Source organism: Pseudomonadota bacterium, from assembly GCA_026390555.1.
Taxonomy (GTDB): Bacteria; Bdellovibrionota_C; UBA2361; order UBA2361; family OMII01; genus OMII01.
The window spans coordinates 15,594-29,114 of the sequence record JAPLFS010000052.1 but is presented as its reverse complement, the minus strand read 5'-3'; the positions used below and the strand labels follow the sequence as shown (position 1 = coordinate 29,114).

The window sequence follows — 13,521 nt, the reverse complement described above, 5'->3', positions numbered from 1 at the left end:
CGGAAGGAGGTCCAGGAAGGCGTTGTATGGATCCGTAACAACGATAACGCTAGCTGCCGTTTCTGATAGAACCTTAGGGAGCATATCCTGAGCAACGAGGATGGCCATGGCGGGGGCCTTTGCTAGCTGCTTAGAGACCTGCTCTGCGGAGCGCGTGCGAATAAAAGCTAGGTGTGACGCTTGCGGCGTCTCTAGTGCGCACAGACCCTGAATTAAAAGTGAGTTATCTCCGATTACAGTACCCTGCACCTTGGCTGAGAGTTCGTGCACGGGATAGGAGCTGTTTGTTTTTCGCATCGCACCATCTTACTGAAAGCGCTGTCTTACCGAAAGCTCTGTATTACTGAAAGCGCTATTGAACAGAAAGGGGTCACCAAACACCTTTACATCAGTAGTTAGGTTCCAAGCGAAAATAAAAACGGCACCTATCTGTTGCCAGATAGGTGCCCTATTTCGGTCGACATTCACTCACAAAAGTTCCAACCACTCGGGAAGCTAAGTACATGGGGAGGGATTCGATGGCTGGTTCCCCGAAGAGTGATGCCCTTTCACTATGATGAGGGTACGAGCACGCGGTGTCAATTAAAACATCTGTTGTTTTGTATAATAATTATCTCTGAGAGAGAGAAGTTGATGGGCGTGCGGTATTATAAGAACGATCTCTCCCATTTTTTGCCACTATCCGTGCGGATTTTTCGTAGCTATCGCTAGGAAGATGCCAGGTCCAGGAGGAGTGAGCGGTACGAATACGGGTAATGTTTTCGTAGAGCATAGCCAGGTGCAGTGGTGTCTCCCCTTGATTGAGCTCGTTCATAACGGGAGGCATTAAATTAGCGAAGGTTTTTTGAGAGAGCTCGTTGTCGGGATAGAGTCGCCCATTATTTAGCGCGCCAATCCAGTGCCGCGCAGCGCGCCAGAGCTCTACGTCAGGCTTTAACTCAATCATTCCGGCCTGTAGATCTCCTAGGGCTATCACCGCAGCGGTTGCCACATCTGTGCCGAATCCGAGCTGCTGAAGGACTAGGGAGCTGGCCTGATACCCCTCGCATCCAAAGGATCTTAATGCGGCCGCAGTTGAGGGGGTTTGCATGTTTTTGCTGCGCCACTCAGTAAATTCACGTGGATGGCGCCCCAATAAGATAGCCAGTCCAGCCCAGTGCGAGAAACCCACAAGCATGCCGTATTCACAACCAAGCTTATCTGCGCTCATCCCGAAGTGATATCCGATCTCCACCTCGCTCATCATATCTTTAAGTAGGGGTGCCCAGACCTTTTCAGGGGGCGCTGAATCTAGCACGCTCTGACATACGAAATTTATCGAGAGCATAACAGCGGAGGCCCGTACCCCTAGAATCTCTACTGCGTGCTGTACCTCCTTTGAATTAGCAACTGTAGCGACGGGTACGATCTCAGCAGCGCGTAGTAGGCAGCTAGAGTTACAGCCGGGGAATCCGAGCAGGCGCATAAAATCCCTGCTGGAGATACTCTCGTTCCAGGAGCCCCGTATCAACGTAGAGAGGGCTGAGGGTACATGGAGCGTAGAACGGACAGCATCGAGGGCACGATCCCAGGTATTATCTCCCGCGCTCATATCGTGTTGCGAAGGTGTTGTCATGCCCATCTTCCATTAAAGCCCAAGAGTTATTTAACGGCTATAAATCGGCTTTTCTTTACCGATTATGGCCGTTTCTCAGACTAGGATATTTTGCTTAAGTAGGTTCAGGTACTTAGTTGAGCGTTGGAGCGCTTAGAGGCTAGGTAGGCGACCCCGATACTAATACCGTACAGGATAAGGAGGGGGCCGGCCATCATAAACTGGGTCATAACATCGGGTGGTGTCAGCACCGCTGCAACTACGAATATAATAACAACTGCGTGGCGAAAGTGGTGCAGAAGAAAGGTGTGATCACAGACCCCCGCACGCGTTAGAAAAAACGAGAGTAGCGGCAGCTCAAATACAACCCCGAAACCTAGTAGCGCTGTGATCGACATCGAGAGGTGATCGCTTATCTTGATAGTTGGGGTGATACCGATAGAGCGAAACTCCTCATAAAAGAAGCGTAGTGATAGGGGTAGCGCAAGCTCGTAGCAGAAGTAAGCGCCAAGTGTGAAGAGGACCGTACTTAGGATAACGAAGGGAGCTACCAAGCGCTGCTCCGTCTGATAGAGGCCGGGGGCCACGAAGAGCCAGAGCTGATAAAATAGTAGGGGTGAGGTGAGTATCGCACCGGCAAATACAGAGACCTTTAGCTTGAGTAGCCAGGCCTCTGCAGGCGAGGTTCCGATTAGCGGGCTATTGGGAAAAGAGGCGAAGTACGGGGCGCAGAGGATGGCAAAGATCTGACCGGCATAGAGGTAAGCTACGATAGCTCCGAGCGTTACTGCGATAAGGGAGATAATAAGCCTCTTACGCAACTCGCGTAGGTGTTGCATAAGCCCCATTCGAAATATGTGCGGATCGTCTACGGTGCTCATTTCGTCTCCGTTTGAATGGTCGGGCTATCTGAGGCCGATGGGGCGCTGTCGCTGGGGGGCTGAGGCTTAGGCTCTGGCTCAGGCACTTGCAGCGCGCGGTGATTTGTAGGAGCTGAACCTATTGGTGGTGCCATAATCTCAGCCTTGAGCGCTCTTAGTGCGCGGCTATCGATAGAGAGATCGCGGCGTACCTCGTCGGCAGGTTTATAGACTGAGTTGTAAAACTCGCGGCGAACAGAGTCGGAGCCCCGTTTTAGCTCTCCGACTATCTTTCCGATACTGCGCGCCAGAACGGGCAACTGCTCTGGCCCAAAGAGGACTAGCGCCACCAGAAATATGACAATAATTTCACTGAAACTTATGCTCACACGCTCTCCGTTGCACTACGGTGTTTAAGTAGCGCTAGGTGTTGATACCCCATTAGGCCGGGCAGGAGCTCCGCAATAAAGATTCTACAGCGGCTTAGGGCGGAGAAGATCGGATTCGCCGTCAATAAGGTCGGCAGAATCAGCTCAACCGGCTCTATACTGGCCGAGAGCCGTTCAATTCGACACCCTGCAATGGCTGAGCAGAGCTCAAGAAACCTGCGACGTGAGAAGAACTGTAGGTGCGTTCTGTCTAGGATGCCACGCGAGCGATACTCAAAGCGACCGCAGAAAAAAAGCGGAAACCTAACGCTCCAGTGCGCCACGTTAGGAACGGAGATAATAATTAGCCCATTAGGCGCTAGTAGCTCCTGGACCCTGCTGAGAAAGGCGAACGGATCGCTCATATGCTCAAGCACGTCGAGTAATATAATAGTATCGAACTGGCGTTCCTTTAGGGGCGAGAGGTCTCCGTGCACCTCGTCGTAGAGCTCTTGTAGGGGCAATTGAGCACGCAGGTCTATCTCGATAGCAACGAGTTGCGCTGGTTTTTCGGGCCTAATGCTGCGCCCGATCCCACCGCCACCCGCCCCGATATCGAGCACCCTAGTGCCAGCTACCCGGCCCTTAAGCTGCTGTAAGGCCCAGAAGTGACTAGAGCCACACAGAGGCTTAAATATATATCGTTCCTGGGGGGCTGCCTCCAGGGGGAGATCCATTGCGCTAGCCATAGTATAGCTTTAATCCAAAAATACAGGCCCATAACTGATAGCACTAAACCCTATAATTTGGCCAATTTGATACCTAACAGGCCTAGATCCGTGAAGGGGGCGCTACCTTGCCCTGGGTTTTGCGCTGTTAAATGCACAACGGACCAGCCAAACCTCATCCTCATAGCAAGGCTCTGACCAGGCAAGTAGGTATTTAGAGAGTCGTATCACAGAGCTATTTGAAGGGCTGGTTTTTCGCAGCACGATGAAATCGAACCTCATTATGTTTTTATTAGCGTGATAGAGCCGCATCACCTGTCGCTGTCGAATAAAGAGTGCAGCATCCCAGTCGCCTGTCAGCACTACCGCAGTAGGGGGGATTATCTGACGCAAGCGCTGCACCGGGGACTCCTGCATCAAAGCTGTTTTTATCTCTTTGGGGATCCTTATGCGAGGCCCGATAAAGCTTGCTATCAAACAACAAAACAACAGCGCCACTAGCTTCAATTCGGTAGATACCGTACGCAAGCTTGTAAAAATCCCAACAGTTATAAGTAATGCAGGCAGGATAGAATAGTAATTATATGGATTACTCATACCATCAGAGTTTGACACCAGGATCATTCCAACAAATGGTGCAGCGGGTAATAAGAAAAGTAGCGGTCGAACTAGATATTCCCTGTAGTCTCGCACCGTACTGCTACGTGCTTTGACAAAAGCGAGGAGTAGAAGCGGCGTAATTGGAGCGATAATTGTAGTTAGCCACCAGATCTTAGCGCGTAGGAGGTTCGGGTCCAAAAGTTGCGATATGGTACTAACTCTTGAGAGCGGGTTGAATGTCGACCAGAAAAGCCAGCCCGGAAGAACCTTGGTATAAAGTAAAAAACCAGCGCATCCAAAAAGGAAACACCCACCATAAAGCAGCCTAGTTCGCCGTTGATTCGGAGCATCGTTTAAGTATGAGATCGCTAGAGCCATAATACAGAAGCTTGTAGATGCTACTAGTAGGGTCTCTTTAAAGAACATCGTGGCCACAAGACAAATAACAGCCCTCATATGCTCGCCTCGCAGGAAGAACAGAAAGGCCGCTAAAAGAAACGGGAGCGCGAAGATCTCATCACGAACCTCCCAGAGAAGTCCTATACGCGGCGCGGGCAGAAGTATACTGAGGGTCGCGAGTAGTGCAGCTACTCGAATGTCCCTACTAAGATTGAACGCTATTAAGAAGATCATTGAGACGATTGAAGTAATTGTTAACGAGTGCAGTGCCAACAGCAGTAGCTCTGGATTGTTAAAAACCTTATCTATAAAGCCAACGACATACAGATATGGTGAGAAATGATGAGTAAGAAAATGATGCCACTGACCATCAATTAATGAAGTTTGCAGTTCATTTTTTGAGCTAAAGTTGTGAACCACCTGAGAAAATATGGCGAAATCAACCCCTTGAGTCCCATTATGCCAGCGCGATACCTGCACTAAGAAAACAACGATAGGATACAAGCTAAGAAGGCAAAGTAGAGAGCGCACACTAGTATTTCCTGCCGTGGAGTCACTCGGCTTGCGATACAGAACGATCCCTACAGTGACGAAAGAGATACCAACGATTAACTTTAGGGGCAGGCCGAGATAATACGCGACCAAAAGAGGTGCTGGAATCAATAATTGCAGGGACCGCAGCCGTGTCTGCAACTTAGGCAGTATATCTAAGACCATTCACGCATCCCACAATTAAACTCGGGCCATAGTAGCGTAATTGTCAAGTAGAAGCACACCCTTCTTGGCCCTCCCATAGTTAGTGGGAAGGTGCTATCGTGGGCTCTCTATGTATAACCCCCGACTTCATTTTCATTTTATCGGTATTGGCGGCTCCGGCATGTCCGGACTAGCCGAGATCCTTCTTTCCTCAGGTTTTCAGGTCTCTGGGTCCGATCTTAAGGCCTCCGAGATCTCTCGACGCCTTGAGCGACTGGGGGCTAAGGTTTCAATCGGGCATGCCGCAGTGCATATTCCACCAACCGCATCGCTTGTGGTTTATTCATCGGCCGTAACGCCGAGTAACCCTGAGATGCGCGAAGCGAAGCGCAGAAAGTTGCCGATCGTACGTAGAGCTGAGGTGCTAGCCGAGCTGATGCGCCTAAAGTACGGCGTTGGAGTTGCCGGCTCGCACGGCAAGACAACAACGACCAGTATGTGCGGCGCTATCCTTGAGGCAGCCGAGCTCGACCCTACCGTTATTATCGGTGGTCAGGTCAAGGCGCGTGACACCGGCGCGCGGCTAGGTAAGGGGGAGTTCCTTGTTGCCGAGACCGACGAGAGCGACCGCAGCTTCCTTCTTCTTAAGCCGACCGTAGCGATAGTAACAAATATCGATAATGAGCATATGAACGCCTACCGCTCACGACAGGACCTCGATGATTCGTTCCGTCGTTTCGTTGAGGCGGTCCCCTTTTATGGCCTTGCTATCTTGTGTATCGACGATCCCGTAGTGCGGCAGATCGCCTCGGAGTGTAAGCGCCGAGTTCTCACCTACGGATTCTCTCCTGAGGCTGACCTGGTAGGCGTTAACGTGACAGCGGGTCGTGCAGGGATGGAGTTCGGGGTTGTTTATCGAGGGGCGCACCTTGGGCGTTTTAAGCTTCCGATGTTCGGTCGTCATCTTGTACAGAACTGCCTGGCAGCTATAGGGGTTGGTCTTGAGTTCGGAGTTTCAATCGAGGTAATTCGCAGCGCCTTAGCCGCCTTTGGTGGTGTGCAGCGACGTCTTGAGGTTGTGGGCGTGGCGCGCGGCGTTACCGTTATGACCGATTACGGACACCACCCGACCGAGATTCGAGCTACCCTGCGCGCCGTTAGGGAGTGTTTCGGCGAGACCCTTAAGCGCCTAGTGGTTATTTTTCAGCCGCACCGTTATACACGCACCAAGCTCTGTTGGCAGGAGTATCTGACCTGTTTTAAGGATGCAGATCTACTGCTTCTGACTGAGATATATGCCGCCAGCGAGATTCCAATTGAGGGAATATCGGGAGAGCTATTAAGTACTGCAGTAGAGCACACGAACGTCGAGTTTATTCCGTCACTTGAGAATCTTCGTCAAGCACTCCTGCCGAGACTTGAAGCTGGAGACCTAGTTATATGTCTAGGCGCTGGCTCAATTGGAGCAGTCCCCGAGGGGCTGTTGGAGGCCCTTAGTGGCTCCCAAGAAAGCCTATCAGACACCAAGATAGCGCCAAGTCTAGTTGCATTAGGGGCGGAGCTAGGCAGTTTAGGCAGAGAAGATTAAGGGGTTTTGCATGGGCGAGCCGCAAGCCACAAGCTATAAGCAGATATTCGACGAGAGCTTACTGGCGCCCGTAAGTGCCGCGGTTAAGGGACGGGTACGCCAGGGGGTTTCTGCGGCGACCCTTACAACTTTTGGGGTGGGGGGACTAATCCGTGCGCTTGTAACGGTCGAGTCGCTTGAGGAGCTGATGCAGGTACAGGAGCTACTATTTGATGCGCAGCAGCCAGTTCGCGTAATCGGTAACGGTAGTAATTTGCTCATATCGGATTGTGGGCTTAACGCCTGGATTATTCGGCTAGGTGCTGGATTTAAAACAAGTGAACGTAGCAGGCTAAACGAATTTGAGGTTGGGGCGGCGGCGTTACTAATGCCATTTGCTCGACGGGTCTCGGATGATGGATATTCCGGTCTTGAGTTCGCAGCCGGCATTCCGGCTTCAATCGGGGGTGCCGTATTTATGAACGCAGGGGCGCACGGTGCTGAGATAGGCGAACGTGTCGTGCGTGTGCACGGCGTACTTCCGAACGGTGTGGAGCGGGTATGGCAGCGTGCTGAGCTTGTTTGGAGCTATCGATTCTCAGGGCTGCCTAGTGGTGCAACCATCACATCGGTGGTTTTTAGCTTAACCGCAGGTGACCCAGTTGCCATAGCAAAGAGTTGTAGCGATAACCTAGCCGAGCGCCGCACTAGACAGCCCTTAGCGCTACCCTCGGCGGGCTCAGTTTTTAAGAATCCAAGCCCCGAGCAGCCCGCAGGCAAGCTACTCGAACAGGCTGGGCTTAAGGGGTATCGAATCGGCGGAGCGCAGGTGTCTGAGCTGCACGCTAACTGGATCGTTAATCCGGGTAAGGGGGCTAGTGCAGCCGACATTGCAAATCTAATTCAGCTCTGCCGGGAGCGAGTTAGTGAGAGCTCTGGAATCGAGCTTGAACCAGAGGTAAAGATCTGGTTCTAGGGCAACTAGATAACTTTCCCTCTCGGCGAAACGCTTGAAAATTCGTATAGTGTCGCCATGCGGTTGCTCTACACCTCCATAATAGCTTGCAGCGTTCTTATTCTGCACTACATCGATAATCCTGCCAGGTTTCAGCATGGCTGGCTGCATGGCTGGATGTGGACGAGCACCAGAACCGTTGAGTTGCTCGAGAATAAGGAGGTACGGATTGAGGGGTTAAGGGTTCTTTCGCGCACTGAGATAGAGCGCGCGCTGCCCTTCGATAAGTCCGTTATCTGGTGGCACGTTAATAACACCGAAATTCAGGGTAAGATCGCCGAGAATCCCTGGATTGCAGCGGCGCGGCTTGATAGCTGCCCAGGGATGTGGCCCTCAAATTGGGGATGTTTCCTCGTTTCAGTCACGGAGAGATCCCCTAAGTTCATCGCAACGGTAGATAACGAGCGTTGGGTTATTAGTGATGAGGGTGCCTTTATTATGCCAGCCGATGGCCCGCTGTACGGACTTACCGCAGATACTTTAATGAACCTTGTGGCGGTAGATGGGATTGCTTCACGCGCTCATTCTCCGGACCTAGTGCGCGCGCAGTTAGCGTTGGCGTCACGTTCAATCGCTACAATTGAGAGTTCTGTAGCTAGAACGGCAGATTCCTTACGCTTTGAGGGGCGGGGGCGACTGGAGGGACGGGGAGATTTCGCCGTAACGTTTAAGGGGGTGCCTTTTCCTATAGTATTTACTACCGCAACTGATTCGTTGGTTTCGCTTGAGGAACAGGCACAGCGGTGCGCCGGGTTATTAACTAAGCTTAAAGATCGTTTCGCTGAGATTGAGCGTGTTGACCTGGCGTTTACCAGGGTAGGGGTAGTTAAGTTCCGAGGAGATGTGGTCGCCCGTGGCGCTCCCTAATGGGTGTCGGGCAGCAGATTTTACGCCCATGCACCGTGAATACTTACTTTAGGTAACTTAAAACCACTTGCACTCAGTTCAAACTGCGTTTAATGTCGTCCCGTCTTGTAAACTCTTTATTTCGAGCGGTCACATGCCAACTCCATCCTCGTTGATAGCCGGTTTAGACATAGGTACTTCAAGCATTAAGATCGTTGTTGGCGAAAGGCGCAGCGACGGTCGTGTTGATATTATCGGCGTAGGAACAAGCCCTTCACGTGGACTTCGCAAGGGGGTCGTTGTTAATATTGAGGGTACTGTAAGTGCAATCAGCAAGGCCGTAGCGCAGGCTGAGACCATGGCCGGATGCGAGATCAGCACCGTTTTTGCGACGATCTCCGGTGCTCACCTAAGGTCACAAAATAGCCACGGTATCGTTGGAATAAAGGGCAAGGAGGTTTCACCTCTGGATATCGAGCGGGTTGTTGAGGCCGCCAAAGCGGTAGCAGTTCCCCTCGATCGTGAGATCCTGCACGTTCTTCCCCAGGAGTTCGTTATCGATGAGCAGGATGGAGTGAGGGATCCGATCGGCATCTCTGGAGTTCGTCTTGAGGCGCGTGTTCATATCGTTACTGGCGCGATCGCCAGCGCTCAGAACGTCGTTAAATGCGTTAATAGATGTGGGCTTACGGTTCAGGATATCGTTGCGGCACCGCTGGCCTCTGGCAAGGCTGTGCTTTCCCAGGAGGAGCAGGAGCTAGGTGTGTGTCTCCTTGATATTGGTGGCGGAACGACCAGTTTGGCGGTCTATTACGGCGGAGCGGTCAAGGTGACATCGGTTCTGGCTGTGGGGGGCAATCACACCTCAAACGATATAGCTGCTGGACTAAGGACTCCGCTGGCGGCTGCCGAGCGTATCAAGTGCGAATACGGCACAGCCATGAGCTCTCAGGCTAGTAAGACCGAGACCCTAGAGGTGCCATCGGTCGGAGGGCGTGCTGCGCGTGTTCTCTCTAAGTCGGTGTTAGCCGAGATAATTGAGCCCCGTATAGCAGAGATCTTTGGATTAGTTCAGCGCGAGCTCGTCAGGGTCGGGTGCCTAGATGCGCTCACTAGTGGAATAGTTCTAACCGGAGGAAGCTCCAATCTGCCGGGTATTGTTCAGGTAGCTGAACAGGTATTCAACTTACCTATCCGTAAAGCAGAGCCGATTGGGGTGGGGGGGTTGTTAGATCTGGTAAAGGGGCCCGAGTATTCGGCTGCGGTCGGGCTATTGCTGCACGGGGCCAACCACAGAGGATCTCTGCGTAGCGCGCAGGGACGCAGCTCGGTTGGGCGGGCTATGGGTCGGGTAGCTGGCTGGTTTGCTGAGCATTTTTAGATGGATATCGGGTTAGGTTGAACGTTATGCCATGGATTTAGGCATGCTTAGGTTAGTAATTAGGAGCTTTGGATTTGAGCGGTGGTGTAGGTAGGGGTTTTTGTGGCAGATGATTGGGGCTTGAAAAAAGTAGGATCACTAGGGAAACACCTTTTGTATCTCTTTACTTTTCAAGTTAAAGGGGAATAATGGGGCCGCTTGGTAGAGGGACTGTGTCGGACTGGAAACAGATCAATCTTGATTTTCAAAAAAGAGGTACGGGGGAAAGCATGGACAATATAAGTAAGAAGCTTCAGGCTAATAACGCAAACATTCGGGTATTCGGTATCGGTGGTGGCGGCTTAAACGCCGTCAACAATATGATCCGTAGCGGACTCACTGGGGTTGAGTTCTTTGCAGCCAATACGGATGCGCAGGCGCTCGCGTCATCCCTACCGAATAATAAGATCCGGCTTGGCGATGATATCACCAAGGGTCTTGGAGCTGGCGCAGATCCAGATGTTGGTCGTGCTGCTGCTCGTGAGAGCGTTGAATCAATACGCAAGGCTCTCGAGGGAGCTGACATGGTGTTTATCACCGCAGGTATGGGTGGTGGAACTGGAACATTCGGTGCATCAGTTGTAGCTGAAGTTGCAAAGAGCATGGGGTGCTTGACGGTTGGTGTTGTTACCAAGCCCTTTCTATTTGAGGGTAAACGCCGGATGCGGAATGCGGATCTCGGCATCGAAGAGCTCAGAAAGCACGCAGACACACTTATTACGATCCCAAATCAAAGATTGCTCTCAATCGCTGGACGCAACACCTCTCTGCTGGACACATTCCGCAAGGCCGATGATGTGCTCTATCAGGCGGTCAAGGGTATTAGCGACCTGATTATCTGTGAAGGCTTGGTAAACGTAGACTTTGCCGACGTTCGCGCGGTCATGGCCGAGATGGGTATGGCGATGATGGGAACTGGCGAATCAAGTGGTGATAACCGCGCAATCGAGGCAGCTGAAAAGGCTATCTCTAGTCCGCTTCTAGAGGATATCTCGATCCATGGTGCTCGCGGCATTCTTATTAACGTTACTGCTTCACCTGACGTTACCCTACAGGAGGTTAACGAGGCGGCTGAACTGATCCACTCAGAGGCGGCAGAGGATGCTAATATTATTTGGGGTATGGTTATCGACGAAAATCTTGAGGACAAGGTTCGCGTTACCGTTATCGCAACTGGTTTCGGTGCTGAGAGATTTGCCAATAGCGACGCAATCAACAATGCTTCCAAGATGGGCAAGCAGCCTGGGGCAATGCTACATGCAAGCGGACTTGATATTCCGGCATTTGCTCGTAAGCAACAGCAGAACGGCGGTGCATCAGAGGTGATTAAGCTTAAGAAGCTCTCGGTGCTCTCTACATCAGAGGATGAGGAGAAGTTTGAGATTCCAACCTTCCTGCGTAAGCAGGCTGAGTAGTTTCTCTAGCTCGACAGCTATAAAAAAGGCTGGGCTTTACCGCCCGGCCTTTTTTATTGCAATCAGTTTAGTCTACTAACCCCAACAGCTCATAAACCATAAACTCTCCCTTGCGGCCCTTAACTGAGACCGGTTTAAGGGGTTTTGTTATGACATGATCTTTAACGTGCTCATAAACCGTATCGCTGATACAGATAGTGGAGCCGAACTCCTTATTGATCCCCTCCAGGCGCGAAGCCACATTTACGCCATCGCCTAGGGCTGTGTAGCTTAAGCGTTCAGCCGAGCCGATATTCCCAACAAGAACGTCGGCGGTATTGATGCCAACTCGTACCCGTAGGGTGCGCTTGCCTTGCGCAGCCCAGGTTAGATTAATCTCTTGTAGCTGCTCGACTATACGCAGCGCAGAACGACAGGCGTTCAAGGCGTGCTCTGGTAGCGGTGACGGCGCGCCCCAGAATGCCATGACAGCGTCCCCGATAAATTTATCAACTGTACCTTCTTGCTCTGCAACTGCCTTGGTTGCCAGAGCAAAATAAGCTGTTGTGTACTCCAGAAGCTCTTGCGGTGAGACCTCTTGCGCCATGGTCGAAAAATTTTCAATATCACAGAAAAGAATAGTAAGGGGCCGAACCTCAACACATGGGGCGAGGGCCTTGCCGCTTTCAACAAGCTGACGTACCAATCCTAGCGGTACGTAGAGTGAGAATGAGCGCAGAGCGGTGCGTAGAAGGTTAATGCCGTTCTGAAGATCCCTAATCTCCCTGATGGGCGCCGAGGGCTCGTTACTATTGCTGTCGTCGAAATGCATCGTTTGAATGCTTGAGATCTCCTTGGATACCCGCACGATGCCACTTACTAGCCGCTTGGAAAGTTTAAAGATAAGGAGCAAGTTAACCAGAATTAGGGCTAGGATAAAGAGCATTACCGTCTTTGCGGCTGAATATAGCCCTCCGATAAAATCGCTTGTCGGGGTGATAATAATTGCCCGCCAATCAAGGTTAAACTCATTATTAAGCCGAAAGAGTGAGACACTCATTTTTATGCCGGCATCGCTTGATATATAGCTCTGGGTGTATTCAGTACCACTGGTCGCATTGTTAATAATCAGCTTAGCCTGTTCGTTCACTGCAGCAACAAGGGGGGTAGTTTCGGAGGGTGTTAATCCTGCTAGATTTGATGCTGCGATGGTAGCGTTCTGTCCATCTATAATCATGGACAGGCTGTTGGCGCTAATTTTATTGCGTTGCAGAAGTTTAGAGAGCTCTGGAACCGTAATATCTGCGACTACAGATCCTATATAAGCGCCCTCCTTAATTATCGGCATAGCTATCGCGATGGACGGTATGCCAGAAACTAGATTCGCATTTATGTCTGTAATAAACAGCTTTTTTGAACTCTTTGTTCCGATATAACTCGGTCTATTACGGGGCTCTATATCGACAGTCTCTAGAGCCGTTTCTATCAAGTACGGCCATTCTGAAAAGAAGCTGCGGTGTCGCTTTTCATTACTGCCTAATTCCGAGGGCTCGATGCGGGACGTGCTCCAGTTAGCAAGAGCTGGTATCTCTGGGTGTAGTTGACGGCGAGCGCTACCAATCCTAGAAAATGCACGGAAGAAACCATCTTCAAAGGTGATAGAGATCGAATGGATCTGGCCAGCCGCCGTAAGCCCTTTGTAGAGTAACGACTGACTCCGCTCATCCCTAAATTGCTCTGGTGCAAGGGCTGCGATCTCCGCCATAACTGTTAGGGTACTAACAACCGGTTGTATAAAATCATCAACTATTCGTAATGTTTCGGCCTGCGCCTCCTCAACCTGCTTATTAAGTGCCCCCTCGATCGATTCAACACTCTCATAATAAAATATGGCCAGCACCATTAATAAGCCTGGAATGGTAAGCAGTCCGAATATTACCATTAGTGCCGCGGCGAGCGCGGGGGGTCTGTTGCGAAATAATAAGCGTTTTAGCATAGCAATAGACTATCTCCTCATGGCTTAAGGTGTCACTA

Annotated in this window: 12 protein-coding genes; 5 read left to right on the top strand and 7 right to left on the bottom strand. The window is 51.2% G+C overall.

All coding sequences use genetic code 11. From position 1 onward, the window contains the following. The 6 genes from NTV65_07045 to NTV65_07020 all read right to left on the bottom strand — a co-directional run. Positions 1 to 297 (bottom strand): hypothetical protein (locus NTV65_07045; GenBank protein MCX6114953.1); only part of this gene is annotated, 297 nt, incomplete at its 3' end. Positions 298 to 610: 313 nt separating this feature from the next. Continuing rightward, complete coding sequence (locus NTV65_07040) at positions 611 to 1,615, bottom strand: hypothetical protein (protein ID MCX6114952.1); 1,005 nt, start codon at positions 1,613 to 1,615, stop codon at positions 611 to 613. Between the two features lie 104 nt (positions 1,616 to 1,719). Further along, complete coding sequence (gene tatC, locus NTV65_07035) at positions 1,720 to 2,475, bottom strand: twin-arginine translocase subunit TatC (protein ID MCX6114951.1); 756 nt, start codon at positions 2,473 to 2,475, stop codon at positions 1,720 to 1,722. Next, positions 2,472 to 2,843 (bottom strand): twin-arginine translocase TatA/TatE family subunit, encoded by a 372-nt coding sequence (locus NTV65_07030; GenBank protein MCX6114950.1) that lies wholly within the window; start codon positions 2,841 to 2,843, stop codon positions 2,472 to 2,474. The genes tatC and NTV65_07030 overlap by 4 nt, the downstream gene beginning before the upstream one ends. Then, on the bottom strand, positions 2,840 to 3,571 hold the full coding sequence (locus NTV65_07025) for a methyltransferase domain-containing protein (GenBank protein MCX6114949.1): 732 nt from the start codon (positions 3,569 to 3,571) through the stop codon (positions 2,840 to 2,842). The genes NTV65_07030 and NTV65_07025 overlap by 4 nt, the downstream gene beginning before the upstream one ends. Before the next feature lie 102 nt (positions 3,572 to 3,673). Beyond that, a complete protein-coding gene (locus NTV65_07020; protein ID MCX6114948.1) occupies positions 3,674 to 5,266 on the bottom strand; it encodes a DUF2079 domain-containing protein in 1,593 nt (530 codons plus the stop codon). A gap of 109 nt (positions 5,267 to 5,375) precedes the next feature. Here NTV65_07020 and murC point away from each other — a divergent pair, with 109 nt between their 5' ends. From murC to ftsZ, 5 genes are all read left to right on the top strand, one after another. Next, a complete protein-coding gene (murC, locus tag NTV65_07015; protein ID MCX6114947.1) occupies positions 5,376 to 6,833 on the top strand; it encodes a UDP-N-acetylmuramate--L-alanine ligase in 1,458 nt (485 codons plus the stop codon). A gap of 10 nt (positions 6,834 to 6,843) precedes the next feature. Next, the gene (murB, locus tag NTV65_07010) at positions 6,844 to 7,788 is read left to right on the top strand and encodes a UDP-N-acetylmuramate dehydrogenase (GenBank protein MCX6114946.1); all 945 of its coding nucleotides are present in this window, start codon (positions 6,844 to 6,846) and stop codon (positions 7,786 to 7,788) included. Between the two features lie 57 nt (positions 7,789 to 7,845). After that, positions 7,846 to 8,694: an FtsQ-type POTRA domain-containing protein gene (locus NTV65_07005; GenBank protein ID MCX6114945.1), complete on the top strand. Its 849-nt coding sequence runs from the start codon at positions 7,846 to 7,848 to the stop codon at positions 8,692 to 8,694. A 133-nt stretch (positions 8,695 to 8,827) separates the two neighbouring features. Continuing rightward, positions 8,828 to 10,054, top strand: coding sequence for a cell division protein FtsA (ftsA, locus tag NTV65_07000; GenBank protein ID MCX6114944.1), 1,227 nt, complete (start codon positions 8,828 to 8,830; stop codon positions 10,052 to 10,054). A 269-nt stretch (positions 10,055 to 10,323) separates the two neighbouring features. Then, entirely contained in the window at positions 10,324 to 11,508 is a 1,185-nt protein-coding gene (ftsZ, locus tag NTV65_06995) for a cell division protein FtsZ (GenBank protein MCX6114943.1), read from the top strand. 67 nt (positions 11,509 to 11,575) lie between these two features. Here the strand turns inward: ftsZ and NTV65_06990 are convergent, their stop codons facing one another. Then, positions 11,576 to 13,483, bottom strand: coding sequence for a hypothetical protein (locus tag NTV65_06990; GenBank protein MCX6114942.1), 1,908 nt, complete (start codon positions 13,481 to 13,483; stop codon positions 11,576 to 11,578). Between the last annotated feature and the right edge of the window lie 38 nt (positions 13,484 to 13,521).